The organism is Paraburkholderia kirstenboschensis (genome assembly GCF_032806925.1).
GTDB classification, from domain to species: Bacteria; Pseudomonadota; Gammaproteobacteria; order Burkholderiales; family Burkholderiaceae; genus Paraburkholderia; species Paraburkholderia kirstenboschensis.
The window spans coordinates 2636102-2649100 of sequence record NZ_CP136513.1; the positions used below are offsets into that span (position 1 = coordinate 2636102).

15 protein-coding genes are annotated in these 12999 nt (G+C 61.8%); 5 read left to right on the forward strand and 10 right to left on the reverse strand.

Annotated features, from left to right (window positions below):
* Positions 1–81 precede the first annotated feature (81 nt).
* The 5 genes from RW095_RS34560 to flhD all read right to left on the reverse strand — a co-directional run bounded on the left by RW095_RS34560 (position 82) and on the right by flhD (position 3585).
* On the reverse strand, positions 82–459 hold the full coding sequence (locus RW095_RS34560) for a response regulator (RefSeq protein WP_317020291.1): 378 nt from the start codon (positions 457–459) through the stop codon (positions 82–84).
* Positions 460–543: 84 nt separating this feature from the next.
* Complete coding sequence (motB, locus tag RW095_RS34565; protein WP_317020292.1) at positions 544–1551, reverse strand: flagellar motor protein MotB; 1008 nt, start codon at positions 1549–1551, stop codon at positions 544–546.
* A 19-nt stretch (positions 1552–1570) separates the two neighbouring features.
* Complete coding sequence (motA, locus tag RW095_RS34570) at positions 1571–2431, reverse strand: flagellar motor stator protein MotA (protein WP_134961442.1); 861 nt, start codon at positions 2429–2431, stop codon at positions 1571–1573.
* A 227-nt stretch (positions 2432–2658) separates the two neighbouring features.
* The gene (gene flhC, locus RW095_RS34575) at positions 2659–3219 is read right to left on the reverse strand and encodes a flagellar transcriptional regulator FlhC (protein WP_128596008.1); all 561 of its coding nucleotides are present in this window, start codon (positions 3217–3219) and stop codon (positions 2659–2661) included.
* A gap of 45 nt (positions 3220–3264) precedes the next feature.
* A complete protein-coding gene (flhD, locus tag RW095_RS34580; protein ID WP_317020293.1) occupies positions 3265–3585 on the reverse strand; it encodes a flagellar transcriptional regulator FlhD in 321 nt (106 codons plus the stop codon).
* A 702-nt stretch (positions 3586–4287) separates the two neighbouring features.
* Here flhD and RW095_RS34585 point away from each other — a divergent pair.
* Positions 4288–5352 (forward strand): glycosyltransferase family 4 protein, encoded by a 1065-nt coding sequence (locus RW095_RS34585; RefSeq protein ID WP_317020294.1) that lies wholly within the window; start codon positions 4288–4290, stop codon positions 5350–5352.
* Between the two features lie 313 nt (positions 5353–5665).
* Here the strand turns inward: RW095_RS34585 and RW095_RS34590 are convergent, their stop codons facing one another.
* Positions 5666–5968 (reverse strand): H-NS histone family protein, encoded by a 303-nt coding sequence (locus tag RW095_RS34590; RefSeq protein ID WP_020070720.1) that lies wholly within the window; start codon positions 5966–5968, stop codon positions 5666–5668.
* A 293-nt stretch (positions 5969–6261) separates the two neighbouring features.
* Between RW095_RS34590 and aqpZ the strand changes: the two genes are divergently transcribed.
* Both aqpZ and RW095_RS34600 read left to right on the forward strand, forming a co-directional pair.
* Positions 6262–7002 carry an aquaporin Z gene (gene aqpZ / locus RW095_RS34595; protein ID WP_317020295.1) on the forward strand — a complete coding sequence of 247 codons (741 nt, stop codon included), beginning with the start codon at positions 6262–6264 and terminating at the stop codon, positions 7000–7002.
* Between the two features lie 495 nt (positions 7003–7497).
* Positions 7498–7809: a PXPV repeat protein gene (locus RW095_RS34600; protein ID WP_317020296.1), complete on the forward strand. Its 312-nt coding sequence runs from the start codon at positions 7498–7500 to the stop codon at positions 7807–7809.
* A 103-nt stretch (positions 7810–7912) separates the two neighbouring features.
* Here the strand turns inward: RW095_RS34600 and RW095_RS34605 are convergent, their stop codons facing one another.
* Together RW095_RS34605 and RW095_RS34610 are read right to left on the reverse strand one after the other, a co-directional pair.
* Positions 7913–8734 (reverse strand): Cof-type HAD-IIB family hydrolase, encoded by an 822-nt coding sequence (locus tag RW095_RS34605; RefSeq protein ID WP_317020297.1) that lies wholly within the window; start codon positions 8732–8734, stop codon positions 7913–7915.
* A 126-nt stretch (positions 8735–8860) separates the two neighbouring features.
* On the reverse strand, positions 8861–9751 hold the full coding sequence (locus RW095_RS34610; RefSeq protein ID WP_317020298.1) for a BadF/BadG/BcrA/BcrD ATPase family protein: 891 nt from the start codon (positions 9749–9751) through the stop codon (positions 8861–8863).
* Positions 9752–9887: 136 nt separating this feature from the next.
* On the opposite strand from RW095_RS34610, the gene RW095_RS34615 reads away from it, so the two are divergent.
* Positions 9888–10484: a DNA-3-methyladenine glycosylase I gene (locus RW095_RS34615; protein WP_317020299.1), complete on the forward strand. Its 597-nt coding sequence runs from the start codon at positions 9888–9890 to the stop codon at positions 10482–10484.
* Positions 10485–10828: 344 nt separating this feature from the next.
* Entirely contained in the window at positions 10829–11254 is a 426-nt protein-coding gene (locus tag RW095_RS34620) for a hypothetical protein (protein WP_317020300.1), read from the forward strand.
* A gap of 150 nt (positions 11255–11404) precedes the next feature.
* Here RW095_RS34620 and rpsU read toward each other — a convergent pair whose 3' ends face one another.
* The gene (gene rpsU, locus RW095_RS34625; protein WP_006050883.1) at positions 11405–11617 is read right to left on the reverse strand and encodes a 30S ribosomal protein S21; all 213 of its coding nucleotides are present in this window, start codon (positions 11615–11617) and stop codon (positions 11405–11407) included.
* Positions 11618–11974: 357 nt separating this feature from the next.
* Positions 11975–12916 carry an aldo/keto reductase gene (locus RW095_RS34630; protein ID WP_317020301.1) on the reverse strand — a complete coding sequence of 314 codons (942 nt, stop codon included), beginning with the start codon at positions 12914–12916 and terminating at the stop codon, positions 11975–11977.
* Positions 12917–12999 lie beyond the last annotated feature (83 nt).

Genomic DNA, 12999 nt, shown 5'->3' on the forward strand with positions numbered 1-12999 from the left:
GTCACCGCGAGAGTTCCTGTCTAGGCTTGGGCTACCGTGCCGCAGCGTCGAGAGCTTCTATAACTTGTCTGAGGTTGATGCTTACGCCTGATCCGGCTCGGCCAGCGCCGCCACCAGTTCCGTGAGCATGTCGGGGTCGAGCGGCTTTTCGATCCAGCCGGTCGCACCCGCTTCGCGCGCCGCGGCTTTGAACGACTCGCCCGATTCCGTCGTCAGGACGAGGATAGGCGTCGCCGCGTAGGCCGCATTGCCACGCAGTTCGGCGATCAGATCGAGGCCGGTCTTGCCCGGCATGTGCTGATCGGTCAACACCAGGTCGAACCGCACGGCGAGCGCGTTTTCGAGCCCTTCCGCGCCGTCCGCGGCGAGCGTCACCTCATAGCCGGCCGCCGTCAGCGTCGCGGAAAGAATCTGCCGCATCGATGCCGAATCGTCGATTGCCAGGATATGCCTGATCATGAAAACCTCGCTGCACTTACGCTATGTGTCGCCTCGCTGTCCGCGCCAGTGAGGCGCATGGAGCAGCCGGGCGACCGCCTTCTGTTACTGAGCCGCCGGCGCTATTGCCGGCACCTTGGGCGCGACCGTCATCGGCTGCGCCAGTTTTTGCAGCAGCGGCTTCGAGCCGGCTGCGTCGTCCGACAAGGTCGTCGTAGTGGAGTCGTCATGATTGAGCGCATCCTCTGACTTCCTGTTTAGAACGATGATGCTGATGCGGCGGTTTTCCGGATCCATTGCGTCCGCCTTGTTCAGGTTCTGCGTCGACGCGAGGCCGAGTACGCGCATCACCTTTGCTTCGTCCATGCCCCCGGCGATCAGCTCGCGGCGCGACGCATTCGCGCGGTCCGCGGACAGTTCCCAGTTGCTGTAGCCCTTCTCGCCGCCCGCGTACTGCGCGGCGTCGGTGTGTCCTTGCACGATGATGCGGTTCGGCACATCGTTCAGCGTGTGGCCGATCTCGCGCAGAATGTCGCGCATGTACGGCTCGACCTGATCTCTCGCCGTCGCGAACATCGGCCGCTTCTGTGAGTCGACGATTTCGATGCGCAAGCCGGTCAGCGTCGAATCGATTCGTATCTGCTGCTTGAACTGGCGCAGCACCGGATTCGCTTCGATCGCGGCCATCAGCTTCACTTGCAGATCGTGCAGACGGACCTGCTCGCGTCGCTCCAGCTCACCCTGCAACTGCTTCATCGAGTCTTCGCTGCTATGCGAGACAGTGCGCTCGGCTCGATTGTTCGAACCGTCCGTTGAGCGCGTCACTCCTTGCGCATCGGTCGAAATATCGCGGCCGCCGCCCTTCAGAATGCTCGAATCTTCCGCGCTGCGGTCGCCGCCCCACAGCGTGATCTTCAACGGCTGGTTGAAGTACTCCGCGATGCCTTTCAGCTGCACCGTGGATGCCGAACTCAGCAGCCACATCAGCAGGAAGAACGCCATCATCGCGGTCATGAAGTCCGCATAGGCGAGCTTCCAGGCGCCGCCGTGGTGGCCGGCCTTCTTCGGCGCGGCGCGCTTGACGACAATGGCGCGGTCTTTGTTGTTGCTCATCGGTTCGTTCCCGGCGCCCTTACTTGGCCTTCACGCGGCGCACGTGCTCTTCGAGTTCGGCGAACGACGGACGCTCGGTCGAGAAGAGCACCTTGCGGCCGAACTCGACGGCGATTGCGGGCGCATAGCCGTTCAGGCTGGCGAGAATCGTCACCTTGATGCACTGGAACATCTTGGTCGACTCGGTCACGCGCTGTTCGGCGACGCTCGCGAGCGGCCCGATCAGCCCGTACGAAAGCAGAATGCCGAGGAACGTACCGACCAGCGCCTGCGCGATCATTTCGCCGAGCACCGCCGGCGGTTTGTCGGCGGACGCCATGGTGTGCACCACGCCCATCACCGCGGCCACGATACCGAACGCCGGCATTGCGTCGCCGACCTTGTTCAGCGCATGCGCGGGCGCTTCGCCTTCCTGGTGATGCGTCTCGATCTCCTCGTCCATCAGGCTTTCGATTTCGAACGCATTCATGTTGCCGCCCACCATCAGGCGCAGGTAGTCGGTCAGAAACTCGATGATGTGATGGTCAGCGAGAATCTTCGGGTACTGCGTGAAGATCGGGCTCTTCGACGGATCGTCGATGTCCGCTTCCAGCGTCAGCGTGCCTTCCTTGCGCGCCTTGGCGAGCAGGACGTAGAGGAGCGCCATCAGCTCCATGTAGACGTCCTTGTTGTACTTCGCGCCCTTGAACAGGGTCGGAATGACGCGCAGCGTCGCCTTGATCGTCTTCATCCCGTTCCCGAGGATGAACGCGCCGATGCCAGCGCCGACGATCATCAGCACTTCAACGGGCTGCAACAGCGCGCCGAGATGGCCGCCTTCCAGCGCGTAACCGCCGAAGACGGACAAAAGCGTCACGAGTGTTCCCACGAAAATCAGCACTGCGGAGCCCTCACAAAGAAGCGACGGTGACCGTCGTTAAACTGGTTTACGGCAACGCACCAGAAAACTTTGACGGAAAAGCGGCTGGCCGCGCCGGTGTAAACCAGAGGCGGGCGCGGCCGGCCACACGCGCGATGCGCGAGGCTCGGCGCGACAATCGGCCGGGCGGCAAGGCCCATTGGACGGGGAGGTGAACGAGGGCCGCGCGCCGGCGGCCCGCTCGCCGATCAGGCGACCAGCGCGGCGAGGCTCTCGCGGGCGCGGGCGTCGGCAACTTTCTTTGTCTTACCGGCGCGCGAAGGCGGCTGGCACAGTCCGCAGACGAACCCGTGTTTCGGGTCGTGAGCATGTGCGACGAAATGCCCGCCGCAGCGGCAGCAGGGCGTGATCTGCAACATCCCCGAATCGAAGAAGCGCACGAGCGTCCATGCGCGCGTGAGGCTGAGCACGGGTTCGTCGTCGTGCAAATGCACGTGCTCGAGATAAAGCCGGTAGCTCTTCACGATCGACTGGATCGTCGCGCAGCCGCCATGGTCGGCCATGAAGCGGTAGATGTTGTAGAACAGCGAGGAGTGAAAGTTCGGCTGCCACGTCATGAACCAGTCGGTGGAAAACGGCAGCATGCCCTTGGGCGGCGAGACCCCTTTCAGTTCCTTGTACAGCTTGATGAGCCGGTCGCGCGACAGGCTGGTTTCCGCCTCGAGCAGTTGCAGACGCGCGCCGAGTTCGATCAGTTCGATGGCCAAGGTGATTTCCTTGACTTCGAGCACCACGCTTTTATAGGCCATCCGCTTACGTTCCCGTCCCGACTGCTTGCCTCGTGCGGACTGCCATCAGCCGAGTTGCTCGACGGGCTGGCTTGCCATCAGGATCGCGGAGTGCGCCTGCGCAACGGCGCTTGATTTGCCCTTGTCCGCGAGCGCGGACAGCACGGCGTGATCGTCGAAACGGAAACGGCACAGCACCTGATTGGACGCCGCCAGCTTCACGGTCTGCGCCAACGAGAGGTTGGCGAGCACATCGGCCAACTGGTCCGAAATTCCCATGCGGAACATGCCCATGGGCTTGTCTTCGCGAAGCAGGCGCTGCGCGAGCATGAGATAAGAAAGGTTGACTTCTCTGATCTCATTGAGCATTTCGCTTGTCGCGCTCATGATTCCCCCGGGGTGTATCTGGCTGGTCAGGCCGTTACGGAAACGTTTGCTTGAACGCGCGCAGTTAAACCGCGCCGGTCGGCTCGTTTGTAGTCTTGCAAGCATTGTCTCGAAAGGGGGAGCGAAACGAAATCGGACAGACACCCAGCTTGTTTGACGGATAAATCCGTCATTCGTGTAGGAGTTTTTCCTACAGCGCTGCGCTCGGAGGCGGATTGAAGCGGATTAGTTGACGCGGTGGTTCGGGTCGCTATGCGCCGTGGATATTGAACTTCGCGGAAATCAACCAACCGGTGAGTTTGGCGAGCGCCAAGCTTGCACCGTTTAACGGTGAGCCGAATTATAAGACGTTTTCACCGCTGTGTAATAACTTGAACTCTGCAGGCCGGGCTCGGTGCTTGCTACAAGGGAGCGCGGCGGCTTCCCGTGGGTTCGCCATTTCCCGCCAGAACCAGCTTCAGAGCGCCTGGCGGCCGCCTGAGCGTGTGTAACGTCTCGTGTTTCGCGCTGTAACAACGTTAAGCGTTTGAAAATTAACTCGAATTGGCGCGGCCGATCCCGATAATGAAGCTAAGGGATAACCCGATGCAGCTTCGGAGCACCCCCGGGCGGCGGCATACCGCGCCCAACCGTCCGTCAGGCATTCGCTCCTCGCTCTACTCGAGCGCCGCTGTGCGAAGCCGTACTCACCAGGAGAAACGCATGCGAATCGCACAAATTGCGCCGCTGTATGAAGCAGTCCCGCCGAAACTTTACGGCGGCACCGAACGTGTCGTGTCCTACCTCACCGAGGCACTGGTGGACGAGGGTCACGACGTCACGCTGTTTGCCAGCGGCGACTCGGCGACTTCCGCGAAGCTCGACGCGTGCTGGCCACGTGCGCTGCGCCTCGACCCGACGGTTCGCGACGCGCTCGCCCCCCATATCCTGATGATGGAAAAGGTGCGCCGGGTCGCGCACGAGTTCGACGTGCTGCATTTCCACCTCGACTACATGCCGTTTCCGCTCTTTTCGACGATGGACACGCCGTTCGTGACCACGCTGCACGGCCGCCTCGATCTGCCCGAATTGCAGCCGGTATTCGACGCGTTTTCAGGCGCGCCGGTCGTCTCGATTTCCGATTCCCAGCGCCTGCCGCTGCCCCAAGCAAACTGGCTGAGCACGATCTACCACGGGCTGCCCGAGCAGCTGCTCACGCCGCAGGCGCACAAGAAGCCGGAATACCTCGCGTTCCTCGGCCGGATCTGTCCTGAAAAGCGCGTCGATACAGCCATCAAGATCGCTGCACAAAGCGGTTTGCCGCTGAAGATCGCCGCCAAGGTGGACAAGGCCGACCAGGACTACTTCAAGCGCAAGATCGAGCCGCTGTTGTCGCAGGCGCATGTGGAGTTCGTCGGCGAGATCAACGAGGCGCAAAAGCCCGAGTTCCTGTCGGGCGCCAAGGCGCTGCTGTTTCCGATCGACTGGTCGGAGCCGTTCGGGCTCGTCATGATCGAGTCGATGGCGTGCGGCACGCCGGTGATCGCTTTCAACCGCGGTTCGGTGCCGGAAGTGATCGACCATGGCGTGACGGGTTACATCGTAGAAGACGTGCAGGGCGCCGTGGCCGCGCTTCAACGTCTGGACGAGTTGTCGCGCAGCGAGATCCGCGCGCAGTTCGAGCGCCGCTTCAGCTCGAAGACGATGGCACGCAACTACGTGGACGCGTATGCGGCGCTGATCGAGGCTTCGCGTCGGCCGATCCTTCGCCAGGTCGCGGTGGGCTGAAGCATGGTGAGCCTGTAGATGACAGCGCAGCCAGGGTGCCGGTGCCTTAAACGGGCCAGTACTCTGTCGCAATCCGGGCTCACATGCGCCAAGCGCTTTTCGATTGACGCACGGAATGCAGGTATTTTTTCCACGTGAATCGTTTGCGCAAACGGTAACTCGGACTTATCCCGCTTCATTTACCGAAAAGCCGCCTCGCAAAGGCGGCTTTTTTAATGGCGACGTGGATGCGCTTCCATGTCCGATTAGAACAGCCGAGTAAAGTCGGACTCGCGCCGATCCTACAATTTGCTTTCGTTCACTCGCGAACGACTCAGCTTGCGCCAATCAAAAAGCGTTCACGGTTCTTGCCGACGATCCACTTCGGCGGTTTGCCGCGTCCGCTCCACGTACTACCGGTTTTCGGGTCCTGATATTTAGCCGGAAGTGGCGCCTTCTTGGGCGGGCGTCCACGCTTGGCGGCTACTGCAAAACCGAGGTCCTGCGCAGTAAGGCCGTATTCGGCGATTTTTTGGCGGATGTCGGCTATCACATTGTCGATTTCCGTACGGCGGGCTTCTTCTGCTTGTGCCTGCAATTTGGCGATCTGCGCCTTGAGGTCTGCATATTGAGACATTCCGGTTCTCCCCTTTTAGATCTCATTCGCTCCGCAGACTAACTGTAATTATAAAAATTCGCAATGGATAACATTACTGATTTAGGACGGTATCTTCTGATAATTATTAAGATCGATGAATTGCAAAACGGCTTTATCCCGGAATAATCGGCAATGCCGCCCGGCATTGACAATTCTTGACACTCGATTGGCGACTCTCTCCTTAGAATTGGCGCTCAAAGGCACGCGCCCGATCGGAGCGTGCGCTCAGACTCCGTGCTTTCAGAGCATCAACTATTTTAGGATTACCAATCATGCAGTTGTCAAAACGCCTTGCTGCCGAGTTGTTCGGCACCTTCTGGCTCGTGCTCGGAGGCTGCGGCAGCGCTGTCCTGGCCGCCAACTTCGCCGGTCCGGTGCATGGCCTCGGCATCGGCTTCGTCGGCGTGTCGCTCGCTTTCGGGCTGACGGTGCTGACCATGGCGTATGCGATCGGCCACATTTCCGGCTGCCATCTGAACCCGGTGGTCAGCGTCGGCCTGACGGTGGCGGGCCGCTTCCCGGCTCGCGACCTGCTCCCGTACATCGTCGCGCAGGTGGTCGGCGCCGTGCTTGGCGCGGCTGTGCTTGCATTGATCGCCTCGGGCAAGCCCGGCTTCGAACTCGTCGCGAGTGGTTTCGCGAGCAACGGTTATGGCGAGCGCTCGCCGGGCCACTACTCGCTCGCCGCGGCATTTGTCTGCGAGGCGGTGATGACCGGCTTCTTCCTGTTCGTCATCCTCGGAGCGACAGACAAACGCGCGCCGGCCGGTTTTGCGCCCATCGCGATCGGCTTGTGCCTGACGCTGATTCACCTTGCCTCGATTCCGGTCACGAACACCTCGGTCAACCCGGCGCGCTCGACCGGCCCAGCGCTTTTCGTCGGCGGGGCTGCGGTGGATCAGTTGTGGCTCTTCTGGATCGCGCCGATCATCGGCGCCGTAATTGCCGGCGTGCTATATCCACTGGTCGCGGAAAGCGGCAGCGCTGACGCGCGGAAGCTGGCACTGGACTAGACGAAACCGGTTGGCTGCGGTCAGAGCGGGCGCTACGGCGCCCGTTTTTTATGAGGACCGCGTGCCCGGGAGATCGAGCAGCCGCTTAAGCAGCATCTATATTGCTGGTCCTCGCGGCCGTTTGACACTTAAGTCAGCCAGCGCTGCCGATGCGCCGAGCGCCGCATCAGCGGATTCGTCGAGTGAACCAGATTAATTCCGTTATACAGATGTAAGCCGCGATTACGCGCCACACCTGCTAACGCTCCTATTGGTTGCCGCCAATACGATGCGCGCGCCGCTTGCCCGCCCCAACGCCCCGCTGCGACAGGCTTTCCCCTCAACTAGCTGCACCGATCCGACGCAAGGCAGGCAGGAGTGCGTGCTTTCTAGCCCTTCGACGATGCTTGCAGTCCGTAACATCTGGTCGCAGTACTCGCGAGCTGGAATGCGTAGATTGGACCTGTGCGACAAACATCCGTCGCTTCACAGCAAGCCTCTTGCATGGAGAACAACATGAAACGCATCGTCACTCAATTGCTGGTTGCCGCAGGTCTAGCAGCAGGCGCATGCGGTGTAGCGCAAGCGCACACGGATCTGAACATCGGGCTGTCGCTCGGCACGCCGGTCTACACCCGCCCCGCGCCGGTCTACGCAGCACCGCAACCGGTGTACTACGGCAATAGCGGCTGGGGCCGTCGCTATGATCGCGGCGACTACTATCGCGGCGACCACCGCTACGAGCACGGTTGGAATCGGAACGACCGCCGTTGGGGCCACGACGACCGTAGCGATCGCGGCGACCGCCGTGGCGGATGGCGCGACTAGTCATCACGTCCGCTAAAAGAGCCGGAGAAAGCCCGGCTTGGTGTCAACCGGCCCGCATCTGCAAACGCGCGATGCGGGCCGGTTGCATTCGAGACTTCGGCTGTCAGGCCGTCAGTTCGTCGTCGAGTGAAAAGAGCTTGCGCAAGTGATGCGCGACGCCCGCTTCGAAATTGTTGCCGATGCGCGGCACATTTGGCAGCCTTGTCATCAGATCGGGATTCGCGTTGTTCATCATGAACGGATGGCCGGCCGTTTCGAGCAGGTCGATATCGTTCATGTTGTCGCCGAAAGCCACGCAATGCGCTGCGTCCACGCCCACACGCTCGAGCACGATCTGCAACGCGCGTCCCTTCGACACGTTCGACGTCATTACCTCCAGGCAGTCCGGCAGCGAATACGTCACATAGAGCGCGTGGCCGAACTCGCGTGCGAGATTCGCCGCCACCTTCGCCAGATCCGCCGGATCGCCAATGTAAAGAACCTTGGCGATGTCGACGCCGTCGTGCGTGAGCAGTTCGGCGACTTCATAGGTGAAGCCGGAATCCTGATGAAACTTCAGCAGCTCCGGCGCGTCCCGGTCGATCAGCCACGCCTGGTCGGCGAACAGATTCACGATCACGCGGCCGTGCTCGCCGACAATTCGGGGCTGCACGAGATGTTGCACGATGGCGGGCGGCAGGTCGTCGGCGTGGAGCACGGTGTTGTCGGGCGCATGAATGCGCGCGCCGTTCGACGTGATCAGGTACGGCTTGATGCCGAGAATGTCGCGAATACCCGCGACGTCGCAGAAATGGCGGCCCGTTGCAATCACGAACTGCACGCCGTCACTTTCCAGCTTGCGCACGGTGGCGACCGTGAACGGGTCGACCTGATGGTCGGCGTTGAGCAGCGTTCCGTCCAGATCCGTGGCGATGACTTTATACATAGTGGGAAGGCGAGCAGCGTGGAAGGCGCTATTTTACCGTCGATGACGAGATGGGCCCGAGCGCTTTGCGCCCGGCGTTGAACCCGCGATGCCCGCGCACGCTCCGGACGCCGGTCAGACATTCGCTCACGCGTTGCCCACAAGCCGCGCGGCTTCGCGCTGCGCCAGTTGCAAGCCACCGTGCGCGGAGTCCGACAACGGTTCGCGCAGCCGTGGCTGATAGATCTGCGGCACATACTCGCGCAACGGCGCGCCGAGGCCGCCGCACAATGCAATGGGCAATGCCGCCGATGGATCGAGTGCCGCGATCATCTTGCCGATCTGAAGGCCCGCTTCGCCGAGCAGCCGCGCGGCGAATGGATGCGCACGGTGCGCAATCACGATTCGCGCGAGGCTCGCATACGCGGTCTGATTCGCTTCGCAAAGCCACACGACTAGCCCGTCGCGATCGTGTGCGCCGACGTGCGCGAGAAGCGCCTGCGCGAGGTCGTCGTTCGGGCCCCGTCCGTCGAGCGCGTGCTGTGCGTGAACAATGGCTCGCACTCCGAGCCAGGCGCCACTCGCTTCATCACCCGACGGAAAACCATAGCCGCTGACGGTCCGGTATTCGCCGTCGTCCCGTTCGGCCGCCGCCGCGACGCTGCCCGTGCCGAGCGCGACAATCACGCCATACGCGCCGCCGTGCGCGCCGAGCAATGTCGTGTACGCATCGCTTTCGACGGCGAGCCCGGCCAGAGCTGGCGCCTGCGCGAGAAACGCCGCCAGCCAGTCGCGATTGTTCACGCCCGCGAGACCGCAACCGAGCACACAGCGTGACCAGTCGAGCGCGCCGCCCGCGTGTGCGAACGCATCGGCACAGCCCGCCGCGATCGCTTGCCACGCACGTTCGACGCCCAGCCCAAGACCCGACGGCCCACTTGCCGCCTGCGCCAACTCGCGCCCGTGCGCGTCGGCCAGCACGATGCGCGTGCCGGTGCCGCCGCCGTCGACGCCGATCAGAAATAGGTCTTCGTTCATTGGCAAAGGTGCGTTTCCTGGGAAATGTGCATAGCGTGGCAGGTCTATTTCGATCCGGCAATTAGCCGAACGGCTAGCTTGCGGCGCCGAGGCGTTCCGCTATGCTGGCGAGCGACATGACTACGGGGAGCGCCAAATGACACAGCGATGCAACTGGGTATCGAGCGAAGCGCTCGCACATTACCACGACACCGAATGGGGCGTGCCGTCCCGCGAGGACCAGCATCTCTTCGAAATGCTCGTGCTGGAAGGCGCGCAAGCGGGGCTGTCGTGGTCGACGATTCTTAACAAGCGAGCGGGCTACCGGCGCGCGTTTGCCGACTTCGATATCGACAAGGTCGCGCGCTTCACTCCGCAGCACGTCGAGACGCTCGTGGCGGACGAAGGCATCGTGCGCCATCGCGGCAAGATCGAGGCCGCCATCACCAATGCGCGCGCCGTGCAGCAGATCCAGGCGGAACACGGATCGCTCGCCAACTTCATCTGGTCTTTCGTCGACAACACGCCGATTCAGAACGAATGGGCATCGTACAAGCAGGCGCCGGCATCGACGGAAATTTCCGATGCACTCAGCAAAGCGTTGAAGCGCTATGGCTGTAAGTTCGTCGGCTCCACCATCTGTTATGCGTTCATGCAGGCGGTCGGCATGGTGAACGATCACGAGGTAACCTGCATGTGCCGCGCACGCTGCGCCGCCCTCGGCAAGAAGGGACGAGTTCGCAAAGCGGGTTGACCGCGAGGGTTATCCGGTGACCGGTCTCGGTCGCGCAAGAGGCAGACGTTTCTCAGTCTGCACGGTCCTCGCGCACCGGTCGAAACCGCTATCCGGTAAAGCCCTGCTGCGCTTTTCGCGGATGCCGGTCGTTATACGGTTATGAGCGCCGCTGCGTTTGCCGCTGCGAGCCCCGCTTGGACCCCGCGTGCGCCCGCCCGAGTCACGCAGAAAAGCCGCGGGCAAAGCCTGGAATTGAAGGCTTTTCGCCATGCTAGTCGGCGCTTGGCCAACGAACGCAGGCTGGATACTGGTATCAGGCGCTCAACAACGAGTAACCACCGCGCAGCATTGCGAGACCAACCATGAAAACCCTTACCTTTCTCACGCATCAGGACATTTTTGACCAGGCCGTGAGCCACCTTTTCAGCCAGAGGCGCGCCGCGCTTCTGCCACGGGGGGGCGGCGCCTATCGCGGCTATTGTGGCGGCTGCCCTGTCGGCAACTTCATCAAGCGGCGCGACTATATGACGGCTATGGAAGGCGTGCCCGTGCGCTATATCGGCAAGACGCGCGTCGCGGCGCCTGCTTATATGGACGTGGGTGTGGCCGCGCTGAGGAAAGCGCTGCTGCGCTCGCGCATCAACGTGTACGATCAGGCCACCGTCGATCTGCTCAGTTGCCTGCAAAACGTGCACGACGTGTTCGGCACGTGGGAGTGGGACGAGCGCCTGAACTCGATCGCGCGTCAATTCGGGCTCTCTGTGCACAAGCTGAAGAGCGCGGCGTAACCACGCCGGGAGCGTCGCTTGGCGACGCCCTGTGTGCGGCGCCGCGCTCGCCCGATCAAAGACCGCAAAACATGCGACCACAACGCAAAACGGCGGTGTGGCTTCTTTCGAAGCTCACACCGCCGTTTTGACGTGTGCTGAGAAGCTTGCTTAGTGCAGCTTCTTCGGCAGCATCTGGCTGCGCAGGCGCTTGTGCAGGCGCTTCACAGCAGCAGCCTTCTTGCGCTTACGTGCCGTAGTCGGCTTTTCGTACGATTGGCGCTCACGCAGTTCCGCGATCAGGCCGTTCTTTTCGATTGCGCGACGAAAGCGGCGAATCGCCACTTCGAACGGCTCGTTTTCCTTCAGAAGAATCGTCGTCATGTAATTCCTAACTCAATCACTTGATATGGGTTGATTGCGTGGCGGAGACCGCTCACGCGCCGGCCCTCCGGTCGTTTCGATTCATGGCCAGTAACAGGCAAACGCGGGTAGAACCCGGCCAAACCACGAATGAAACGAGAGGCAATGCGGCCACGGAGGCCGGAAAAGAGAGGTGTGGAGCTCACCGCGGAACGCGGACAGACGACTGCAAAGCCGCGCCTGCTGCCGTTTCGCCAACCTTTCACCAACGGAAAACCGATGACGAAACAGGCAAAGATCTCAATTCACTCCCGATGATATCAGGAAACTCTCCATGCTACCAGGGGTTTAGGGATTACGCCAGGCCATCCCGGCCGTTCATGCGCTCGCATCGTCCAGTTCGCGGATGTCGGTGCTCGTCAGCGTCAGATGAACCGCGGCGACAAGACTTTCCAGCTGCTGCAGAGACGTCGCGCTCGCAATCGGCGCCGTCACGCTCGGGCGCGCAATCAGCCATGCCAGCGCGACGCTGGCCGGCGTGCTGCCGTGCCGCGCCGCGACGCGGTCGAGCGCCGTGAGAATTTGCAAACCGCGTTCGTTCAGATACTTTTCGACGCGGCTGCCCCGCGGCTTGTTGGCCAGATCCTGCCGCGAACGATACTTTCCCGAGAGGAATCCGCTCGCAAGACTCCAATAGACGACCACGCTCAATTGATGGGCTACCGCGACCGGCTCAATGTCGGTCTCATATTCGGCCCGGTCATATAGATTGTATTCCGGCTGCAACAACTGATACTCGGGCAGCCCGTGCTGGCGGGAAACGGCGAGCGCCTCCTCGACGCGCGCACCGCTGTAGTTAGACGCGCCGATGACCCGCACCTTGCCCGCTTCGATCAGCCTCTGGTAAGCACCGAGCGTCTCGGCAAGCGGCGTTTCGGTGTCGTCTTCGTGGGAAAAATAGACGTCGATGTAATCGGTCTGCAAGCGGCGCAGCGAGTCTTCGACCGCCGCCTGAATGTTCGCAGCCGACAGTCCCTTGCGCCGCGGATGCTTCGCCACTTTGGTCGCAAGCACGATCCTGTCGCGCTTGCCGCTCTGCCGGAACCACTTTCCGAGGATGGTTTCGGACTCGCCTCCCTGATTGCCGGGCGCCCAGGCGGAATACACGTCGGCGGTATCGATAAAGTCCAGTCCGGCGTCGACGAAGGCATCCAGAATTGAAAACGACGTCGCTTCATCGGCGGTCCAGCCGAATACATTGCCGCCGAACATAAGCGGTGCCACGTGCAATTCCGAGCGTCCAATGCGGCGTCTTTGCATGATTTCTCCCGGCTTCATTCTCAAGAGAAAAAGAGAATACGCCGCCTTTTCAAATCCTGCAGCGCACCCGTGAATCGCGCCGC

What these genes read in the sequence shown, in the direction of transcription:
- RW095_RS34600 (WP_317020296.1), top strand. Translation starts at nt 7,498, where the DNA reads ATGAAACGCATCGTCACTCAATTGCTGGTTGCCGCAGGTCTAGCAGCA.
- aqpZ (WP_317020295.1), top strand. Translation starts at nt 6,262, where the DNA reads ATGCAGTTGTCAAAACGCCTTGCTGCCGAGTTGTTCGGCACCTTCTGG.
- flhD (WP_317020293.1), bottom strand. Translation starts at nt 3,585, where the DNA reads ATGAGCGCGACAAGCGAAATGCTCAATGAGATCAGAGAAGTCAACCTT.
- RW095_RS34610 (WP_317020298.1), bottom strand. Translation starts at nt 9,751, where the DNA reads ATGAACGAAGACCTATTTCTGATCGGCGTCGACGGCGGCGGCACCGGC.
- motB (WP_317020292.1), bottom strand. Translation starts at nt 1,551, where the DNA reads ATGAGCAACAACAAAGACCGCGCCATTGTCGTCAAGCGCGCCGCGCCG.
- RW095_RS34615 (WP_317020299.1), top strand. Translation starts at nt 9,888, where the DNA reads ATGACACAGCGATGCAACTGGGTATCGAGCGAAGCGCTCGCACATTAC.
- flhC (WP_128596008.1), bottom strand. Translation starts at nt 3,219, where the DNA reads ATGGCCTATAAAAGCGTGGTGCTCGAAGTCAAGGAAATCACCTTGGCC.
- RW095_RS34605 (WP_317020297.1), bottom strand. Translation starts at nt 8,734, where the DNA reads ATGTATAAAGTCATCGCCACGGATCTGGACGGAACGCTGCTCAACGCC.
- RW095_RS34590 (WP_020070720.1), bottom strand. Translation starts at nt 5,968, where the DNA reads ATGTCTCAATATGCAGACCTCAAGGCGCAGATCGCCAAATTGCAGGCA.
- rpsU (WP_006050883.1), bottom strand. Translation starts at nt 11,617, where the DNA reads ATGACGACGATTCTTCTGAAGGAAAACGAGCCGTTCGAAGTGGCGATT.
- RW095_RS34630 (WP_317020301.1), bottom strand. Translation starts at nt 12,916, where the DNA reads ATGCAAAGACGCCGCATTGGACGCTCGGAATTGCACGTGGCACCGCTT.
- RW095_RS34560 (WP_317020291.1), bottom strand. Translation starts at nt 459, where the DNA reads ATGATCAGGCATATCCTGGCAATCGACGATTCGGCATCGATGCGGCAG.
- RW095_RS34585 (WP_317020294.1), top strand. Translation starts at nt 4,288, where the DNA reads ATGCGAATCGCACAAATTGCGCCGCTGTATGAAGCAGTCCCGCCGAAA.
- RW095_RS34620 (WP_317020300.1), top strand. Translation starts at nt 10,829, where the DNA reads ATGAAAACCCTTACCTTTCTCACGCATCAGGACATTTTTGACCAGGCC.